The organism is Massilia sp. Leaf139 (genome assembly GCF_001424165.1).
Classification (GTDB): Bacteria; Pseudomonadota; Gammaproteobacteria; order Burkholderiales; family Burkholderiaceae_D; genus Telluria.
In genome coordinates this window covers 410,214-429,290 of sequence record NZ_LMOJ01000022.1, presented here as the reverse complement: position 1 = coordinate 429,290, position 19,077 = coordinate 410,214, and the positions used below count along the sequence as shown (strand labels likewise).

At 60.4% G+C, this 19,077-nt stretch carries 12 protein-coding genes, 1 tRNA gene and 1 pseudogene; 7 read left to right on the top strand and 7 right to left on the bottom strand.

What is annotated here, in order from left to right:
• Positions 1–710: 710 nt before the first annotated feature.
• The 3 genes from ASF77_RS13315 to ASF77_RS13305 form a co-directional block, all read right to left on the bottom strand.
• Positions 711–2,993, bottom strand: coding sequence for a polysaccharide biosynthesis tyrosine autokinase (locus ASF77_RS13315; RefSeq protein WP_056339949.1), 2,283 nt, complete (start codon positions 2,991–2,993; stop codon positions 711–713).
• 46 nt (positions 2,994–3,039) lie between these two features.
• Entirely contained in the window at positions 3,040–4,128 is a 1,089-nt protein-coding gene (locus tag ASF77_RS13310) for a polysaccharide biosynthesis/export family protein (protein ID WP_229445432.1), read from the bottom strand.
• A 212-nt stretch (positions 4,129–4,340) separates the two neighbouring features.
• Positions 4,341–6,038, bottom strand: coding sequence for a TonB family protein (locus ASF77_RS13305; protein WP_056339944.1), 1,698 nt, complete (start codon positions 6,036–6,038; stop codon positions 4,341–4,343).
• 129 nt (positions 6,039–6,167) lie between these two features.
• On the opposite strand from ASF77_RS13305, the gene ASF77_RS13300 reads away from it, so the two are divergent.
• Positions 6,168–7,448, top strand: a complete 1,281-nt coding sequence (locus tag ASF77_RS13300) for a family 1 glycosylhydrolase (protein WP_056339940.1) — start codon at positions 6,168–6,170, stop codon at positions 7,446–7,448.
• Positions 7,449–7,457: 9 nt separating this feature from the next.
• Here ASF77_RS13300 and ASF77_RS13295 read toward each other — a convergent pair whose 3' ends face one another.
• Positions 7,458–8,453, bottom strand: a complete 996-nt coding sequence (locus tag ASF77_RS13295) for an MBL fold metallo-hydrolase (RefSeq protein ID WP_082493757.1) — start codon at positions 8,451–8,453, stop codon at positions 7,458–7,460.
• Positions 8,454–8,683: 230 nt separating this feature from the next.
• On the opposite strand from ASF77_RS13295, the gene ASF77_RS13290 reads away from it, so the two are divergent.
• Together ASF77_RS13290 and ASF77_RS13285 are read left to right on the top strand one after the other, a co-directional pair.
• Positions 8,684–9,775, top strand: a complete 1,092-nt coding sequence (locus ASF77_RS13290; protein WP_082493779.1) for a M28 family peptidase — start codon at positions 8,684–8,686, stop codon at positions 9,773–9,775.
• Between the two features lie 154 nt (positions 9,776–9,929).
• On the top strand, positions 9,930–10,415 hold the full coding sequence (locus ASF77_RS13285) for a hypothetical protein (protein ID WP_056339933.1): 486 nt from the start codon (positions 9,930–9,932) through the stop codon (positions 10,413–10,415).
• A gap of 80 nt (positions 10,416–10,495) precedes the next feature.
• Here ASF77_RS13285 and ASF77_RS24330 read toward each other — a convergent pair.
• Positions 10,496–10,586, bottom strand: a tRNA-Ser gene (locus ASF77_RS24330).
• 126 nt (positions 10,587–10,712) lie between these two features.
• On the opposite strand from ASF77_RS24330, the gene ASF77_RS13280 reads away from it, so the two are divergent.
• Positions 10,713–12,026, top strand: coding sequence for an integrase family protein (locus ASF77_RS13280; protein WP_056340435.1), 1,314 nt, complete (start codon positions 10,713–10,715; stop codon positions 12,024–12,026).
• Between the two features lie 506 nt (positions 12,027–12,532).
• Here ASF77_RS13280 and ASF77_RS13275 read toward each other — a convergent pair.
• A pseudogene (locus ASF77_RS13275) lies at positions 12,533–12,802 on the bottom strand (type I restriction enzyme endonuclease domain-containing protein); the annotation flags it as partial.
• A gap of 123 nt (positions 12,803–12,925) precedes the next feature.
• On the opposite strand from ASF77_RS13275, the gene ASF77_RS13270 reads away from it, so the two are divergent.
• The 3 genes from ASF77_RS13270 (at position 12,926) to ASF77_RS13260 (ending at position 18,385) form a co-directional block, all read left to right on the top strand.
• Positions 12,926–15,013 (top strand): N-6 DNA methylase, encoded by a 2,088-nt coding sequence (locus ASF77_RS13270; RefSeq protein ID WP_082493756.1) that lies wholly within the window; start codon positions 12,926–12,928, stop codon positions 15,011–15,013.
• Entirely contained in the window at positions 15,010–17,382 is a 2,373-nt protein-coding gene (gene hsdR / locus ASF77_RS13265; protein WP_056339927.1) for an EcoAI/FtnUII family type I restriction enzme subunit R, read from the top strand. Before ASF77_RS13270 ends, hsdR begins: the two co-directional genes overlap by 4 nt.
• A 121-nt stretch (positions 17,383–17,503) precedes the next feature.
• Positions 17,504–18,385, top strand: a complete 882-nt coding sequence (locus tag ASF77_RS13260; RefSeq protein ID WP_156648882.1) for a hypothetical protein — start codon at positions 17,504–17,506, stop codon at positions 18,383–18,385.
• Between the two features lie 416 nt (positions 18,386–18,801).
• On the opposite strand, the gene ASF77_RS23685 is transcribed toward ASF77_RS13260, so the two are convergent.
• A complete protein-coding gene (locus ASF77_RS23685) occupies positions 18,802–19,044 on the bottom strand; it encodes a helix-turn-helix domain-containing protein (protein WP_082493755.1) in 243 nt (80 codons plus the stop codon).
• Positions 19,045–19,077 lie beyond the last annotated feature (33 nt).

Below are 19,077 nucleotides of genomic sequence, written 5' to 3'. Positions count from 1 at the left end.
TTTCGAGTCAGCACGTCGAACCCTGCAGCGCTTCGCAGCGACGCCAAGTCAGGAATTCCGAAGCGGCTGGCAGACATGCTCCGTTTTTACGGGCGCACCGTCGTTGCCCCTTGTGCGGTCTGGTGACGCATCCCGGCCGCTTCTGTCTCCAGCAATACGGCGCACGTAATTGCGCGCACTCACGTTCCACTCGCCGACGCACCAAGGCGCTCTGGCGCGGGCTGACGCCTCTCACGCCGGCTTCGTGACGTGACAGTGAACCGCACGCGCCAGCCGGCCTTTCACACGACGTCCCGGCCAATATCGCTAGCGGATCTACGCTTTTTGGGTAGCACGGGAGAACCAGAATGCGGCAACCTTGTGAAGTGCGCCGTCGCTCTCGACAGGCGAGTGCCGTATTGCAGAAATTGGCGACTGCTTTGGTCGAGCGCGATGGCACCGAGGAGTTAGCGTCAGCACTGTCGATCGCTGGCCCGTGCACAAGTCAACCGTATGCAGGAGAGTGATAACACCGAGAGGACCGGCGCTTGCCTGGCCTCCTCGACCAGCTGGAAGACGTGCAGCGCCCTGGGCTGACATGAAGACGCAAGCCAGGCCGATCGCGTCCCGATCATCCTGGCCGGCGCAAACTGCCTGTCTCATCGGCACGCGTGCCAGGAAGCACTGACGCCCGCGTAGCAGCGGGCGCCGATCAGGACATCACAGGTGGATCAAGCGACGTAGCCGATCTGCGCCGCAGTGGCGCCATACTGCGCGGCGCTCGATCCGAGCCGCAGCGCCATGTCGTTGAAGAGTACGCCCTGCGGCGAGATGCCGGCGTGGTTCATGCGCTTGACCGTTTCGTTGATTTGGCCTTCGGTCGTCACCCCGGCCCGGGCGACGATGAAGACGGCGCCGGCATGCGCACCGATGATGAGAGCATCGGCCACCGACAGAACCGGCGGTGGATCGAGCAAGACCAGGTCGTAGCGGCTGCTGACCGACTCGAGCAAGGCGCCGAAGTTCAGGTGCAGCAGGAATTCGGAGCGGTTCGGCGGCAGCTCGCCGGTGGGGATGAAGTCGAGGTTGTCCATGACGTCGTGGTGGATGATGTCCTCTACCGGCATCGAACCGATGATCGAGCGCGACAGGCCGCGCTCGCGGCCGATGCCGAAATAGCGGTGCAGGTGGCCATTGCGCAGATCTGCGTCGATCAGCAGGACGCGCTTGCCGCTTGCTGCCATGACGGCTGCGAAATTGGCGGCGACGAAGGACTTGCCGAGGGCGCGCGTCGGGCCCGCGAACATGACGATGTTGTTCTTAAAATGCGGCATCGAGAACTGCAGCGCCGCGCGGAAACTGCGCAGGCTTTCGACGGCGGGATCTTCGGGCATGATCTGCGCCAGCAAGGGCAGCGGCGCCGTTTCGCCGCGCGCCTTGCGCAGCAACTTGTCCTGGTTGCCGCTGTGCGGGATGGAAGCATAGACGACGCGCGCATTGAGCAGACGTTCGATCTTCTGCGGGTCGTCGATGCCGCCCTGCAGGGCCTTGCGCGCGAACGCGAGCAACGTGCCCAGGAACAGCCCAGTGATCACCGCGAGCGCGACGATCAGCGGACGATTCGGTTTCAGCGGTTTCTCCGGCGCGATCGGGGCATCCACCAGGCGCACGTTGCTGACGCGGCCCACCGAGATCAGGCGCAGCTGCTGCGCCGTGTTCGACAGCGCCGTGTACAGGTCGGTATTGACCTTGATGTCCCGCGTCAGGCGTGCTTCGTCCTGTTCCAGCACGGGCAGGCTCTTGATGCGGGCCGCGATCTCCTCGATCTCGGCATCGACTTCCTTGCGCTGGCGGTTGATCGCGGCCACGATCGGATGGTCTTCGGTGAAGCGGGCCAACAGTTCGGTTTTCTTTTGCAGCAGCTCGATGCGGCGCGCACGGGCTGCCGTGGCCTGCGCCAGGCTGACGCGGGCTTCCTCGCGCAGGTCGACCGTGCCGTGCGAATTGCGGAACTGGTTGTAGCGATCCTCGGACTGTTCGAGCTGGCGCTTCAGGATCGGCAGCTGCTTGTTGAGGAAGGCGAGCGATTTTTCCGCCTCCTCGGTCTTGCGCGCCAGGTTCTGGCGCATGTATTCGCGGCCGATTTCGCTGAGCAAGGCATTGATGCGCTTGGCGTTCTCGCCTTGTAGCTTGACCTCGATCACGCCCGACTGCTTGCCCTGCTCGGTGATGACCATGGCCGTCTGGATGGCCTGGATGGTGCCCAGGCGCGACTTGCGCTTGAGGCGAAAGCGCGCGCCCGGATTGGCGTACAGCCGGTCGACCTTGATCTCCATGGTGCCTTCCGGCGTCGGCACGCGGTAGCGCTGGCCGACGGTGCCGTCGAAGGCGAGGCGCTGGCCGCCGCCCGAAAAGTGGTAGCGGTTGATGCCGCGCGCCGTGATCGTGAACTCGCGGTTGAGCCAGCTTTCGGGCACGTCGAAGACCGTGACTTCGGCCTTTTCGCCGCCCCATACATAGCCGCCGTAGCCGAACAGACCGGGATTCGAGAGCGCGCCGTTGTTCTGGTTGGCGAACCAGAAGCCGACCACCGGGAAATACTTGGGCTGGACTTCGATGTACAGCTGAAGGTTGTCGACCGCCTGGGAAACCACCATGCGCGAACGCAGCAGCTCCATCTCGGCGATAGCCGCCTTCTTCGTTTCGAACAGCGAGGATGCTTCGCTCAGGATGTTCTTCGATGCGTTCGGGCTTTCCTCCTCGACGTGAATCATGAGGTTGGCCTCGTAGACCGGTTTGGCCACGAGGGCATACAGCACGGCGATCAGGGTGATCAGCGCCGTGATGCCGCCGATCAGCCAGCGGTTGTCGTACAGGGTGTTGAAATGTCCCTTCAGATCGACTGTCGGCTCGTCGGCGGCCGTCAGCGGCGGCCGCGGGTCGAAGGGAACGCTCAGGATCGGCGGGCTGTGGGCGATATGGGTCAGCGGATGGTGGTCGGCAGGCTTGGTCATGGATGGTCTCCGGTGTTCACGGGCGCTCATGGACGCGCATGGACGCTCATGGGCGATTGGTAACGCCGACCGCGGAGGTGAGCGCACCTGGGAACAGCAGGCTGAGATGGCGGTTCCAGTTCGCCAGCGGCGAGGCGGCGACATAGACCACGTCCTTCGGCCGCAGTTCGAAGGACTCGGCCATGGCCAGGGAGCCGGCCAGGCGCGCGTCGAGCTGGAAAACGCGCGTGCGTTCCGGCGTCTTGCGCACCACGTAGATCTGGCGCGCGTCGCCGCTGAGCGGGCTGATGCCGCCCGTCTCGCCGAGCGCTTCGTTGAGCGTGAGCCGGCCATTGTGCATGGTCAGCGCCCTCGGCGTGACGACTTCGCCCGAGACGAAGACCTTGCTTTCGTCGCGCGAATGCACGCGCACGACGTCGCCCGGCGCCAGCATGACGTTGCCGGGATTGATGCCTTTCTGTACCAGGTCGCGCAGGTTGATGCGGTAGCGCGCGTCGCCCCGTTCGAGCGCGATACGGCTCTGGTCGGCCGAGGGCAGCAGGCCACCGGCGCGGTTCAGGGCTTCGACCAGGGTCATGGGAATGTCGTTGATCGCCTGCAGGCCCGGCTGCTTGACCTCGCCGTCGATGTAGACCCGCTTGCTGCGGTAGGACTGCACCCGCAGCGTAATGTTCGGGTTGGCGATGTAGCGCGCCAGCTTTTGCGTCAGGAGCGCGCGGGCCGCCTCCTCGGTGAGTCCCTCGACCGGCAGCAGGCCGGCAAAGGGGAACTGGATGCGTCCCTGGTGATCCACGACGAAGCCGGGCTGCGGTGCGTTCGCGCCGGCGCTGGCGTTCGTACCGCTGGCGTCGGCGGCGGCGGTGGCGGCCGTCATGCCGCCCCCGGCCAGCTCGGGATGATCCCAGACCACGATGGAGAGCACGTCGCCGCGTCCGATGGTGTAGGGCGGTGGATTCGGTACCAGCAGGCGCGACAGATCCTGGTTGCCCTGCTGTAGGTTCGCAGCCTTTTCGGCGGCGATCAACTGCTCGGTGATCATTTCGGTGGGTGGCGGGGGCTCGGCGCTGCCTTTGCTGTCCTCGGCCCGGAACTGCAAGCCGGTTGCACAGCCGGCGAGCAACAAGACGCTTGCCACGGCGACTAAGCGCCAACGCAAAATTTCAGTTGGAAAATTCATGAGCTTGCCTATGAAATGGACTGCCGTTCTATTGCTGACTAACTCAGCGTACGGCGTCCATCACAGGCGGCTTTGCTGCATATCAAACGCCAGGCTCAGGCGAGGCCGAGCCAGGCAGGTGGATCCCAGGCAGCCCTTCTCTTCATTTCCAAGGGTGAAAATGTGCCCCTTTAGCGTACTTCTTCGAGCAACTTCAGGGTCTCGGCAAAAATCCAGATGCGGCGTATCTCGATCACGTCGAAGCGCGCCGCCACGTTTGGAGGAAAGGCCGCGTAGCGCGCATTCAGGCGCACGATGCGGCGCACGGAGTCGTCCAGATCGGCGCGGCCGCTCGAGCGGACGATGGTCACGTCGTCGACGCTGCCGTCGCTGCGCACGGCGACGCTGACCAGGGGGTCGCTGCGCCCCGGCCCGCCGGCCACCTGCATGCCGATCTGGGCGGCGTTGCGTTCGATCTTCTGGCGGAAACTGTCCACATACATGCGCAGCGACACGTCGCGCTCGAGCGTGTCGACGACGCGCCGGCGTCCGGCCGCCATCTGCTGGGCGGGCCGCAGCGCCGCCGGCGCAGGCGCCGGAATATCCAGGCCGCGCATCATTTCACGCGCCCGGCTCGCCAGGAGGCCGCCATCGAGAGAGCCGCGCGGCTCGGCGTCACCCGCCCCAGGCGCGCTTCCCGGCAAGCCGCTGCCGGGTGGCGCCGCCCCTGCCCCTTGCGCCGCCTGGCGCGCCCGCTCCGCATCGGCGGCCTCGAGCGCCTGGCGGCGGGCCTGCTGGATCGCCTGCTGGCGCGCCAGTTCTTCCTGTACCGCCTGCGCAGCGAGCCCCTCGGCCCGCTCGCGGCGCGCACGCTCTTCCTCGGCCTGGCGGCGGGCCGCCAGTTCCGCGCGCTCAGCCAGCTCCGCCCGCTGTCGGGCCGCTTCGGCCTCGCGTTGACGGGCGGTTTCCTCGGCCAGCCGCTCGGCCTCGCGCGCGGCAGACAAACGCGCCCGCTCTTCATCGCGCGCCCGCTGTTCAGCCAGGGCACGGGCGCGCTCCTGCTCCTGTACCTGGCGCAGCTGTTCTTCCTGGACGCGCCGTGCCTCGGACGCACTTACCTCTGCCAGCAGGCGCTCCTGCTCGCGTGCCGCTTCGCGCCGCAGCGCTGCCTCGCGCTCTTCGACCACGCGTGCCTCCTGCGCGGCCGCCTGCTGCCGTGCAAGCTCGGCGACGCGCGCCTGTTCAGCTTCGCGCAACCGGCGCTGTTCCAGCTCCGCATCGGCCAAGCGTTGGCGCTCGGCTTCCTGTTCCCGCGCCAGACGCTGCGTTTCTTCCTCCGCTGCCGCGCCAGCCTCAGATTCCCCCGCTACCGGTTCAGCCTGCGCCAGCGTCTCGTCCGCGTCCAGCTGCGGAACAACTTCGGTGACAGGCGGCTCAGCCAGCGGCACCTTGAACGCAGCGTCGGGATTGTCTTGCTGCACGATCACCGGGGTGGCGGGCGGCGTGACGCGGCGCGCCGGCCGCCGGCGCTTGGCAGGCTTGGCCCTTGCCTGCGGCGGCGGCGGCGGTGGCGCCAGCGGCACCGGGTCGAGCAGGCGAAACCCGGAACCGGGCACCCCGGCCGCCGCGGGTACAGGCGCCGGCTGGGTCACCGCAGGCGAAGGCGCGGGTACAAGCGGCGGAGGCAGGGGCGCTTCGGGCTCCGGCAAGGGCGCCGGCGCCAGGCTCACCATGATCGGCCCGGGACTCCCCGCCAGCCTGCCCGGCAACCCGAACTGGATCGACAGGATCAGCGCATGCACGAGCGCCGACAGCAGCAGTCCGGCCAGCAGCCGGCGCTTGGCGAGGTCGGGCACGGGCGGCGGGACGGTCGGCAAGGCGGTTGGCATGCTGGCGGCGGTTCCGGTATGGATGAGCTGACAGCATAGCCCTTTCCGAACGGACGGGTGCGCACGCTAGCAATTGGCGCCATCGTAGACCATACTGGACGTTGCCCTGCTACCGATGGAGGCGTCCATATGCACCCAGGCTTCATCTTTGCAACTGGAATCGAGAACAGCAATCCGACCATCGACGGCGGCCGCGTCCGCATGGACGAGCTCGAAAAATGCGGTCACTACACCCACTGGCGGCGCGACTTCGACCTCGTGCAGGAACTCGGCCTGCGGGTCTTGCGCTACGGCCCTCCCCTGCACCGCACTTTCCTCGGCCCGAAGCGCTACGATTGGGAATTCGCCGACCTCGCCTTTGCCGACCTGCGCCGGCGTAACATCGCGCCCATCGTCGACCTCTGCCACTTCGGCTTGCCCGACTGGATCGGCAACTTCCAGAACCCGGATTTCCCGGCGCTGTTCGCCGACTACGCGTCGGCTTTTGCCCAGCGTTACCCCTGGGTGCAGATGTACACGCCCATCAACGAGATGTGGATCTGCGCGGTGTTCTCGACCCTGTACGGCTGGTGGAACGAGCAGCTGCGCACGGACGCTGCGTTCGTCACCGCGATCAAGCACCTGGTCAAGGCGAACATCCTGGCCATGCACGCGATCCTCAAGGTCCGGCCCGACGCCCTCTTCATCCAGAGCGAATCGACCGAATATTTTCACGCCGAGTCGCCCGACGCCATCGGCCCGGCGGAAATCAACAATGCGCGCCGCTTCCTGGCCCTCGACTTGAACTACGGCCGCCGCGTCGATTCCGACATGTACGAATACCTGCTCGATAACGGCATGCAGCGCGAGGAATACCATTTCTTCCTGCAGCACAACCTGAAGCATCACTGCATCATGGGCAACGATTACTACCAGACCAACGAGCACTACGTCTCGGCCGACGGCATGACGCGCGCGGCCGGCGAAATCTTCGGCTACGCAGTGATCACCCACCAGTACTACAATCGCTACCGCTTGCCCGTGATGCACACGGAGACGAACCTGTGCCAGGGGCCGGCCGGCGACGAGGCCGTCTACTGGCTGAAGAAGGAATGGGCGAACGTGCTACGGGTGCGCAACAATGGCGTGCCGCTGATCGGCTTCACCTGGTATTCGCTCACCGACCAGGTCGACTGGGACAGCGCGCTGCGGGTCAATAACGGCAACGTAAACGCGCTCGGCCTGTTCGACCTCGACCGCAAGATCCGTCCAGTCGGTGTCGCCTACCGGGAACTGGTGCGCGCCTGGGAGGCCGTGTTGCCGACCAAGAGCATCTGCCTGCAGGTGCCGGTCGTCATGCCGCACGAGTTCGGGGGCGAGATCACCTCGCTCGATCCCGAATCGCCGGCCAGCGGGGCGATGCAGGGCTAGACGCGCCGTTCAACGTTTGCGCGGCGTGAACGTATAAGTGTCACCGTGCGCGAGGTAGACCACGCTTTCCTCCAGCCCGGCCGCTTTCACCTCGCGGGCGAACTCGGCCAGCGGAGACTTGAAGACGTCGTAGTCGTTGTAATGGATCGGGATCGTTTTCTTCGGCTTGACGATCTGCATCATCTGCACGCCGTCCTTGCCGTCCATGGTTACCTTGAATACACCCAGGATGCGCGTGCCGCCCAGGTGCAGCAGGGCCAGGTCAATGCCGGGGAAGCGTTGTGGAATGCTGCGGATGTCGTCGTAGACAAGGGTGTCACCGCTGATGTACATGCGGTAGTCGGGCGTATCGGCATTCGCGCCGAAGTCGAGCACGCTGCCCATCACCTTCGGCAGCAGGATCGAGACGCCGGCCGCGCCATGCCGCCCCGGCACCGAGGTCACGCGCAGGCGCGCATCGCCCTTGCTGACCTCGAGCCGATCCCATTCGGACAGGGCGAAGCGCTGCTGGAAGCCGAGGCGCTTGAGCTTCTCGGTCGCCTCGCGCGTGGAGACGATCGGCGTGTTGCGGTTCAGGCGTTCCTGCACCAGCTTGTCGAAATGGTCGTCGTGCATGTGCGACAGGATCACGAGGTCGATCGGCGGCAGCTTGTCGAACTCGATGGCGGGATTGGTCTGGCGCTGCGAGGTCAGGCCGTAGCCGAGGTGGACGTGGTCGCCTTTGTGCAGGAAATTCGGATCGGTGAGGATGGTCAGGCCCTGGTAGCGGATCAGGACGGTCGCGGTGCCGATGAACTGGACGGTGCCCGTCTGCGCGCTGGCCGTCGCCGCGTCGCCCGCGGGCAGCTTGAGCGTGAAAGTATCGCCCTGCGGCATGGCCGCCTGGGGCTGGGTCGGCTGGCCCGGCTGGCTCTGCGGCTGGCTCTGCGCCTGCACCGAACCCGCAAACCACATTCCGCATGCGGCCAGCAAAGCCGCGATCCCCAGCAGACGTTGAATACGCATACACACTCCGTAAATGAACCGGCCCGCCAAATGCGGACAGATCGGTGGCAGGACGTTAACATAAAGACCACTTCGGCGGCGTTCGTTTGCAGACAGACAACATCAACCGTAGCAATCTTTCGCTGCCCCTGCCGAATCCCGCAACTCGGTTCCCGAGCGCAACGCAGAGCGATATACTTGAGCGGCTTTGCTACTTGATCAACTATTTGAGCGCTCACGCGATCCTGCCCATGTCCCTGTCCACCCGCCTGCTCCCCCGCGCCCTTGCCAGCCTGTTCGGCCTGTCGCTGGCCCTGCCGCTCGCTTCCCATGCAGCTCCCGTGCCTGCCGAGGCCGCGCCCGTGCTCGAACGCATCTCGGCGGCCGCCATGCGCGGCAACCTATCCTTCCTGGCCTCGGATGCGCTCGAAGGCCGCGGCACGCCATCGCGCGGACTCGACATCGCGGCCGAGTTCATCGCCTCGCAATTCCGCGCTGCCGGCCTGGAGCCACTCGGCGACGCCGGCTATTTCCAGACCGCCGACTGGAATTTGATCGACCCGAAGCGCGCCAAGAACCCGCCGGCCACCTCGGCTGCGCCGGTGAAGGTACGCAATGTGGTCGGCATCCTGCGCGGCTCCGACCCGGCGCTGAAGGACACCTATGTGCTGGTGACGGCCCACTACGACCACGTCGGCCTCAAGCCCGGCCAGGGCGACGGCATCTTCAACGGCGCCAACGACGACGGCAGCGGCACGGTCTCGGTAATCGAGCTGGCCAAGGCTTTCAGCGCGAACAAGGTGCGACCGAAGCGCAGCATCGTCTTCATGACCGTCTTCGGCGAGGAACACGGCCTGGTCGGCTCGCGCTACTACGGCGCCAACCCACTGGTGCCGATCGAGAAGACGATCGCCGGCATCAACCTAGAACAGCTCGGACGCACCGACGACAACGAGGGTGCGCAGGTACGCGCCTTTGGCGTGACCGGCTACGATTTCTCCGACGTCGGCAATATCCTGAAGGCGGCGGGCGACGACACCGGCATCCGCGTCTGGAAACATCCGGTCAACAGCGACAAGTATTTCGCGCACAGCGACAACCAGGCACTGGCCGACCAGGGCATTCCGTCGCACACGGTCAGCGTCGCATACGCCTTCCCCGACTACCACGGCGCCGGCGACCACTGGGACAAGATCGATTACGACAACATGGCGCTGGTGGATCGCACCGTTGCGTTGGCGATCTGGACGATCGCCAACGGCACCGATACGCCGAAGTGGAATGCGAAGAATCCGAAGGCGAGCAAGTACCTCGGCATCTGGCAGGGGCGCAACGCGAAATAAGTCCTCCGGTCGCTGCCGGCGCCCTTTGTCCCGGGTGCCGGCGGCGTGCTGCCATTTCGGATTGATTTGTAACAGTTTGTCTGAACTGCGAACTGGCTAACAAACCGGTGTCACATTTGCGCCGACAATCGGCCTCATGAACAGCGGAGGCATGATGGCAACGGTACGACACACATTCAACACGACAGTCCCTGCTTCCCCTGAGGAAGTCTGGGCCTGGTCGACCTCGATCAAGGGCATCAAGGCCGAGATGTGGCCTGTCCTGAAGATCACTTTCCCGAAGGGCATGACCCATATCGGCGAGGACACCACCCTCGACAAACCGCTATGCCGCTGCCAGTTCCTGCTGCTGGGCCTGTTCCCGGTCGACATGTCTAAGCTGACCTTCGCCGAACTCGAACCGGGCCGCCGTTTCGTCGAGCAATCTCCCCTGCTGTCGATGCGTTCCTGGCGTCATGAGCGTATCGTCACGCCGACTGTGGACGGCACCCTGGTCACGGACAACCTCACTTTCAAACCGCGCGTGGCGGGGCCGCTGGTGGGCTGGTTCGTGAAGAAGTTCTTCGAGCACCGGCATGCGGTGCTGGCGAAGTCGTTTGCGAGGAAGGCTGCCAGTGCGGCGCCAAAGACGGTGGCCTAAAAATATCCGCCAAACAATATTTGCAAATATAAGTTATTTGCAAAATATTCTTTGAATAGATTTGCTGAAGTTGTTAGATCTGGCCTGCCCAGCTGGGTTCGAACCAGCGACCCTCAGCTTAGAAGGCTGAACAAGCAGGTCTTTATGTATGTTGATTATCATTCACTTCAGGAGCATATCTTATTAAAATCATGGGGTTACACTAAAATCCAGCACCAGTTGTGTTGATGTATGTTGCTTGTTATACTGCTCGCCGGGGTACACACGGGGTACACGAAAACTAGCGGAGAGTATACGGTGGCAAAAATCAAGTTCACGGCGGGACGCATCGAGGACTTCCGTTGTGAATCAGCTAAGCTCCCCGCATTCCTTTGGGATTCAGCAGCGCCGGGCTTGGGTCTCCGAGCATCGCCAGGCGGTGCCAAGGCGTTTATTTTCCAGGCAAAGCTGAACGGGCAAGTCATCAGGATGACGATCGGCGATCCAAAAACTTGGCCCTTGCTTGCCGCTCAGAACGAAGCGCGAAGGCTCAAGGTTATCGTCGACGGGGGGCAGGACCCGCGCCAAGTCAAAGCCGACGAACTGGCAGAGGAACGGGCCAAACGAGACGCCAAGGCAGCGGCCGCTGAAACTGCACGGACGGAAGTCAGGCGGCAGAGTGTCACTCTTGGCGAGGTCTGGCCAATCTATATCGAGGCGCGGAAATCGAAGTGGAGCGCGGGGCATCTTCAGAATCACACCACGTTGGCCGCACCCGGCGGTGCGACGAAGAAGCGCGGCAAAGGCATGACTGTGGCCGGGCCGATGGCCCCCTTGATGCAGTTACCACTGGCCGAGCTTACTGGTCAGAAAATCTCCGTGTGGCTGGAACATGAGGCAGGCACACGGCCAACTAATGCAGCGCAGAGCTATCGACTCCTGCGCGCGTTTATCCGTTGGGCCGCTGATTTCCCGGCCTATCGCGAGATTGTGCCCGCCGATGCATACACCGCGCGCACGGTGCGGGATGCACTTCCGAAGGCACAGACGAAGGAAGGCGACAGCTTGCAGCGAGAGCAATTGCCTGCATGGTTCGCTGCCGTCCAGAAGATCGGAAATCCAGTTATCAGCGCATACCTTCAGGCCCTGCTTTTGACCGGCGCGCGCCGTGAGGAACTCGCCGGGTTACGCTGGAGTGATGTCGACTTCCAATGGCGAAGCCTTTGCATCAAAGACAAGATTGAAGGCGTGCGCACCATCCCGCTTACGCCGTTCGTTTCGCACCTTCTCGCATCCCTGCCCCGGCGCAACGACTGGGTTTTCAGCAGCATGACGGCAAAGGACGGCAGACTAGCTGAGCCACGTATTGCCCACACCAAGGCTTTGGCAGTGGCTGGCTTACCGCACGTTTCGTTGCACGGCCTGCGTCGCTCGTTCGGTACCTTGTGCGAGTGGGTCGAGATGCCAAGCGGCATCTCGGCGCAGATCATGGGCCACAAGCCGAGTGCTTTAGCAGAAAAGCACTACCGTCGACGCCCTCTCGATCTGCTGCGCAAATGGCACGATCAGATCGAGGCATGGGTCTTGGAGCAAGCCGCAGTAGAGTTCGTGGCACACCCTAAAGGATTGTGATTCCTGTTGTCGTAGGTTCGAACCCCATCAGCCACCCCAAGAATTCGTAGTAAAAACAAAGGTTACGCGCTTCGGCTCGTAACGCTTTTTTTGTTTTTCGATATCCCCTCCGACCATGTTACTTGTAACCTAGCTTGTCAACCAATGGCGGCCGCGGAGAGTTGTGGCGGCGCGGTTCCGCTGCCGTGTTAATGTTGAGGTGCAGTCAGAAGTGCAGATGAAGCTACTCTACTCAAAGAGAAATAGCATGGAAGAGCATCTTGCAGATGTAAACCCCACAGGTAGAGACATCACAGAACGACCGACCGATGGCGTAGCCACCAAAGCTCGTCAGGGCGCTACGTGCGTCGCAAGTCTTACCCCAATACCTAGACTTCGCTACATGGTCCCAGACTCCGACCCGCCCTGGCGCGGCAAATTTCTTCAGATGATTGTGGATCATCTTCATAGTCGTGGCGACTGATGCGCGAACACACAGTTGGACCATTCGATGCCGCGTAACTGCGTTACGTCCACTCCGTGCTCAACGTCTCGGCCTGCTCCAGCACCAATGCTACGGCAGCCTCCTCCTTCACCGACGGATACTTGTACTTCCGAAGTATCCGCTTCACCACCAGGCGCAGCTTTGCCCGCACACTGTCTCGCACTGCCCAGTCCACGCTTACGTTCTTGCGCAGGCTTTCGGCCAACTCGTGGGCGATCTTCTTCAGCGTTTCGTCTCCCAGCTCGCGTACTGACTCCATGCTGTTATCGAACGCATCATAACGAGCCAGCTCGGCGAACTGAGCCAGACATCCAAGCCATGTATTGCACCTGAAGCAACATCGGCTTGACAGGTGCTTACGGCGGCGCGCATCATCGCGTCAACTTTAGCTATTCCCCTTGGAAATAAAGAGCACATGTTTGAGCAAACGTTTAAGAATATTGATGACATCCTACACAAAGATGCGGGCTGTACAAGCGAGCTAGATTACACGGAACAATCGTCTTGGTTGCTGTTCCTGAAATATCTAGACGCACTAGAAGCCGACAGGGCGCTGGAAGCCGCGCTGGAAGGGAGAACGTACAGCTTCATCATCGACAAACCCTATCGCTGGGAGTCGTGGGCGGCCCCTAAAGGAGCCGACGGAAAGCTCGATCACAACACGGCCATGACCGGCGACGATTTGCTCGACTTCGTTAACAATGAGCTGTTCGCGTACCTCCACGGCTTCAAGCAGCGGGCGAGTGGGGCACAGACAGTTGAATACAAGATCGGCGAGGTGTTCGGCGAGATCAAAAATCGAATTCAGAGCGGCTACAACCTGCGGGACGTGATTGAGTTGGTTGATGAACTGCGTTTTCGGTCGCAGAGTGAGAAGCATGAACTCTCTCATCTCTACGAAGCTAAGATCAAAAACATGGGCAACGCCGGGCGCAACGGTGGCGAGTACTACACTCCCCGCCCATTGATTCGTGCCATGATTCAGGTGATTGCCCCAAAGATTGGCGAACGCATTTATGACGGTGCCTGCGGCTCTGCTGGCTTTCTATGCGAGGCATTTGACTATCTTCAAGCCAAACCGGGTCTAACCACGGCCGACCAAAAGACTTTACAGACACGTACATTTTACGGCAAAGAGAAAAAGAGCCTTGCCTACGTTATTGCGATCATGAACATGATCCTGCATGGGATCGAGGCACCGAACGTTGTCCACGCAAACACATTGGCAGCGAACATTGCTGACATTCAGGACCAGGATCGTTTTGACGTAATCCTAGCCAACCCCCCGTTCGGGGGCAAGGAGCGTAAAGAAGTTCAGCAAAACTTCCCAATCAAGACTGGCGAGACGGCATTTCTGTTCCTGCAACACTTCATCAAGTCGCTGAAAGCAGGTGGCAGGGCCGCTATTGTCATTAAGAACACTTTCCTTACGAACACCGATAATGCCTCCGTTAGCTTGCGGAAGCTACTTCTGGAGAGCTGCAATTTACATACTGTATTGGACTGTCCTGGCGGCACCTTCCAAGGGGCGGGTGTTAAGACTGTAGTTCTGTTTTTTGAGAAGGGCGCACCTACCCGAAAAGTCTGGTTTTATCGAGTCAATCCCGACCGTAACCTTGGGAAGACCAACCCATTGAATGACGATGACTTGGCAGAATTCATACTTTTCCAAAGGTCCAACGTTGAGTCGGCGAAAAGCTGGACTGTTGAGATGTCCAACATTGATGTTGCGACTTATGCTTTATCAAGTCAAAACCCCAATGGTGAAGCAGAGGGCGCGCGGAGCACACCTCTGTTTAACGTCCAAAACATAGACGAGCTAGGCGCAGAAAGCGCAAAAATTCTAAAAAAAATACATGATTTTGCTCTGACCTTCGACCAAGGAGAGGACGAATGGACCGATTCGACACTTGGAGAAGTTCTTTCGGTGCTCAGGAATGGCCTTAATTGCAAACAGGATAAGAGCGGAATTGGGACAAAGGTCTCCCGTATTGAGTCAATCTGGAATGCACAATTCGATCTTTCACGCGTCGGATATGCCGAAATCCAAGAGGAGCAGAGGAAGAAATTCTTGCTCCGAAAGGGTGACATTCTTTTTAGCCATATCAACAGCGCAGTCCATGTTGGAAAAACCGCGGTCTTTGATGTCGACGACGAGGTCGTCCATGGCGTAAATTTACTTTTAATGCGCCCAAAACCGATAGTCTTGCCCTCCTATCTCGACATTTATCTCAAATTTATTTTTTCAACGGGATACTGGCGGAATGTTTGCAAACAGTCGGTCAATCAAGCTAGTGTTAACCAACAGGATATTAATGAAGTGCCGATCAGGTTTCCGGGATTGAAACTTCAAGAGACGATCGTCAATCAGATGGTCGGCATTTCAATGGAAACGCAGCGCCTCGAAAATAACTTTCAACGACAGCTCGCTGCTCTCGATGAGTTGAAAAAAGCCCTGCTACATCATGCGGTAAATAGCGACCTGCGAGAATCCGCATTATGAACGAAGCTGAAACCCGTGCAGAACACATTGACCCTGCTCTGAAGGCCGCGGGCTGGGGCGTCGTCGAAGGCAGCCGCATCCTACGGGAGCACGGCATTACCACGGGCCGACTGCTTGGTGGCGGCAAACGGGCTAAAGCGGAGATTGCCGACTATGTGCTGGTGTACCGCAATACCAAGCTAGCCACTGTTGAGGCGAAGGCATGGGACAAACCGTACACTGAGGGCGTGGGACAGGCCAAGAGTTATGCTGCCAAGCTCGCCGTACGCTTTGCCTATGCCACCAATGGGCAAAAAATTTATGGTGTTGACATGGCCACCGGCGCCGAGGGGGACACGACGCAGTACCCTACTCCGGACGAGCTGTGGAATCTTACCTTTGCCGGGACCGACCAGACCACTATAACTTGGCGCGACAGATTCGCCGTGGTCCCGTTCGAGGACCAAGGTGGAACTTGGCAAGGGCGCTACTATCAAGACATCGCGATCGCGCGTGTGCTAGAGAGCATAACGGAGGGCCGCAATCGAATTTTGTTGACACTCGCGACTGGAACCGGCAAGACATTCATTGCGTTTCAGTTAGCGTGGAAATTGTTTCAAAGTAGGTGGAATGTTAAGGATTGGAACCTTGGTGCGTTGCCCGGTCGACGACCCCGGGTGTTGTTCCTCGCAGATAGAAACACCCTGGCAGATCAAGCGTTCAATGCTTTTTCAGCATTTGAGAACTCGTCGCCCGGTTCACTAGTGCGCATTGCACCCGACGAAATCAGGCGGACCGGACGTGTGCCGAAAAATGGGAACATCTTCTTCACAATCTTCCAGACCTTCATGAGCGGGCCGGGCGGTTCACCTTATTTTGGCGAGTATCCGCCGGACTTCTTCGACTTCATTGTAGTAGACGAATGCCATCGGGGCGGGGCCAACGACGAGGGAAGCTGGCGCGCCATCCTCGACTATTTCGCACCCGCGGTTCAATTAGGGCTGACCGCTACCCCAAAGCGCACAATCAATGCGAACACCTACTCCTACTTTGGCGACCCCGTTTTCGTTTACTCTCTTAAGGAGGGCATCAACGACGGCTTCCTGACCCCGTTCAAGGTAAAGCAGATTGCCACCACGATTGACGACTATACATATACACCGGATGACTCTGTGGTTGCGGGCGAGGTCGAGCAGGGTAGACGATATGTGGAGGGCGACTTCAACCGCATCATCGTGATTCCTGAGCGTGAAGCCTACCGTATTAAACTGTTGATGAGCATGATCGATCAGCGCGAGAAGACCATCGTTTTTTGTGCCACTCAGGCCCATGCTTTAATGGTCCGTGATCTGATTAACCAGATAAAAAGCAGCACCGATCCCATGTATTGTGCGCGGGTCACCGCCGACGATGGTGAGCGTGGTGAGCAGTCTTTGCGAGACTTTCAGGACAACGAAAAAACTATTCCCACTATTTTGACCACTTCGCAGAAGCTATCGACTGGCGTGGATGCACGGAACGTGCGCAACATCGTACTGATGCGTCCAATTAATTCGATGATCGAGTTTAAGCAGATCATTGGACGCGGCACGCGCCTCTTCGACGGAAAAGACCATTTCACCATTTATGACTTTGTGCGGGCGCATCACCACTTCGGCGACCCCGAGTGGGACGGCGAACCGGCAGAGCCAGAGCAACCTAGTGGTCATAGCGGTGCCGGTGACCGTGGTGGCGACGAGCCTCAGCTTCCCAGCCCCCCGGAGCAGCCGGACCCACCGCGGCCAGTAAAGATTGAAGTGAGGCTCGCAGACGGCAAAGCACGGCTGATCCAGAGCATGACTGCAACCACTTTCTGGAGCGCAGACGGTACTCCTACGTCGGCCGCTCAATTCCTAGAGGGCCTTTATGGGGTACTGCCTGAGTTCTTCAAGGACGAGGACGGGCTGCGCGCAATCTGGGGCGCACCCGACACACGCAAACAGTTTTTAGCGGGCTTAGCGGAAGTAGGTTTTAGTAGAGAACTACTCGCGGAGATACAGAAGGCCATCGAGGCGGAAAATAGTGATTTGTTTGATGTGCTGGCGTATGTGGCATTTGCAGTAACACCGGAAACGCGCCGGCATCGGGCTGACATGGCCAAGGCAGAGTCATACTCGCACCTTGATGATCGCCAACAGGAGTTCCTCGATTTTGTACTTGCGCATTATGTGACGCAAGGCGTTGATGAGCTTGACGCTGAGAAGCTGTCACCGCTTCTTCGACTTAAGTACAATAATGCGATTTCGGATGCCGTATCGGATTTGGGCGGCACTACGAAGATTCGGACCTTATTTACAGGTTTCCAGAAACACCTTTACGCGGCAGGCCAACGGGCTTATGCGTCAGACTGATAGATGCCTCGGCTGCTAGCGATGAACGGTGTCCTCAACCTGCAAGGATGGCACTCGTTTTACTTATTTGACCGTCGGGGGCAGAGTCGCCCGGCGGCCCACCGCCTTACCGACTATTTGAATGACTTCGACACTTACCTCCACCGACGGCAACTGCCCCTGCTGCAAAGGAACTAACTGGCAGACTTTGAAGGCGGTCGCGCTGACCCAGCGTGATCGCATTGCGACGACGACAACCGGCGTGCGTGCTTCCCAGCGGCGCGAGACCACTGGATCGCAGGAGACTGAAGCGGCGGCGCTTTACGCCGCCCCGCGCCGCCCAGACGACTACGACCAGCTCGTGCGCTACCGCCAGGGCTGCGATGAGGCCGTCGCAGCAGCGCAAGGCAAACTGGCGGAAATCGATGCTGCTTGGAGGGATCCGCTGCGGGCGCTCCCCAGTTTCTTCAAAGTCGGGCCTGAAGCAAAAGATATTTCATTCGAGCGCTACGCCCGTAAGCTGCGGCCACTCCTCCAATACCAAGTCGATCTCGCTCGGTGGGAGGCCACCAAGATCTGCATGCGCTGCGCAACCACTTTCGTCGACGCGGCCTTCAAACTGCCGAAATCCCCCCCAGTAAAGTTCAGCTTTGCCGGCCAAGAGCGCCGCTGCCCTCACTGCGCATCGTATTTCTGGAAAGATCCGAATGCTGTCGCCGTTCATCGCGAGCAGTTGGCGGTGCGCGACCTTACTTGGGCACAGAAGCAACTTCGCGATTCCGAGGTCGCCGAATTGGCCCAGGCAAGCAAGGGACCTCCAAGCGGGCTGTGGGGCAAGATTAGTTCTTTTCTTGGTTCGTCCGAGATGAGCGTGGCGCACGCAAGAACCGCCCTGACGAAAGCGGAGCACGCACATAAAAGGGAAATGTTAGCTGCTGCGGCGCTGCGCGAGAGCGTTGCCGGCAAGACCGGCATGCGCTGGTGTGTAAGCTGCGAACGCGTTTATCTCGGCGTCTCTTCCTAACGCCGGCCAGGTAACGCTCCCGACACGGGCGAAAGTACTCTCGTCCATTGCACCCAGCCATGCACCAGGACACTGCAGCAAGGGTGCCGCCCCTAGACACATTGAATTCGCTGACCTTTTCGTTGAGTCGCGATCCTCTAGCTCATCGGCGAGTATCGTGGAGAAAATAGTAGGTTGGGAGCGAGGTGGGCTGTCAGCTCATCGCGACGGGTCTGGACCGAGCCAAACATTTCGATGCAGAGAAAACCCAGCACGGTGTGCGTGTACTCAGCGGCCTCTTTGTTAGCGCGCAGCCTATCGACTGTGGCCCGATGGTTTTTCTGGGTTTCGTCAACTATATAAGGACGCGTGGTGTTTGGATTCCTGGCGACCACATTCTTATCCCATCTCATGCCGACCAAATTGCAATAGTTGGCTTACAACCCCGCCCTGGTCATCAAGTCACCAACTGTTGTCTCCAGAGCCGTGGCAATCCTTACAAGGTGAAGTAGGCCGGAGTTCTGCTCGCCTCGCTCGATCGCTCCCAAGTAGGAGCGATCAACGCCACAACGGTGAGCCAGTTCTTCCTGCGAGATGCCTTTTACTGTTCGCACAACACGAACAGCCGCACCGAATGAGACGAGTGCGGAATTCTTAGCATGAGGAGAACCAATTGGCATATTGCCAATCTTCGGGGTAAGATTGCCGGCGCA

Coding starts and splice junctions, on each gene's coding strand:
- ASF77_RS13315 (WP_056339949.1), bottom strand. CDS start 2,993: ATGACCAAGCCTGCCGACCACCATCCGCTGACCCATATCGCCCACAGC.
- ASF77_RS13305 (WP_056339944.1), bottom strand. CDS start 6,038: ATGCCAACCGCCTTGCCGACCGTCCCGCCGCCCGTGCCCGACCTCGCC.
- ASF77_RS13300 (WP_056339940.1), top strand. CDS start 6,168: ATGCACCCAGGCTTCATCTTTGCAACTGGAATCGAGAACAGCAATCCG.
- ASF77_RS13295 (WP_082493757.1), bottom strand. CDS start 8,453: ATGCGTATTCAACGTCTGCTGGGGATCGCGGCTTTGCTGGCCGCATGC.
- ASF77_RS13290 (WP_082493779.1), top strand. CDS start 8,684: ATGTCCCTGTCCACCCGCCTGCTCCCCCGCGCCCTTGCCAGCCTGTTC.
- ASF77_RS13285 (WP_056339933.1), top strand. CDS start 9,930: ATGGCAACGGTACGACACACATTCAACACGACAGTCCCTGCTTCCCCT.
- ASF77_RS13270 (WP_082493756.1), top strand. CDS start 12,926: ATGTTTGAGCAAACGTTTAAGAATATTGATGACATCCTACACAAAGAT.
- hsdR (WP_056339927.1), top strand. CDS start 15,010: ATGAACGAAGCTGAAACCCGTGCAGAACACATTGACCCTGCTCTGAAG.
- ASF77_RS13260 (WP_156648882.1), top strand. CDS start 17,504: ATGACTTCGACACTTACCTCCACCGACGGCAACTGCCCCTGCTGCAAA.
- ASF77_RS23685 (WP_082493755.1), bottom strand. CDS start 19,044: ATGCCAATTGGTTCTCCTCATGCTAAGAATTCCGCACTCGTCTCATTC.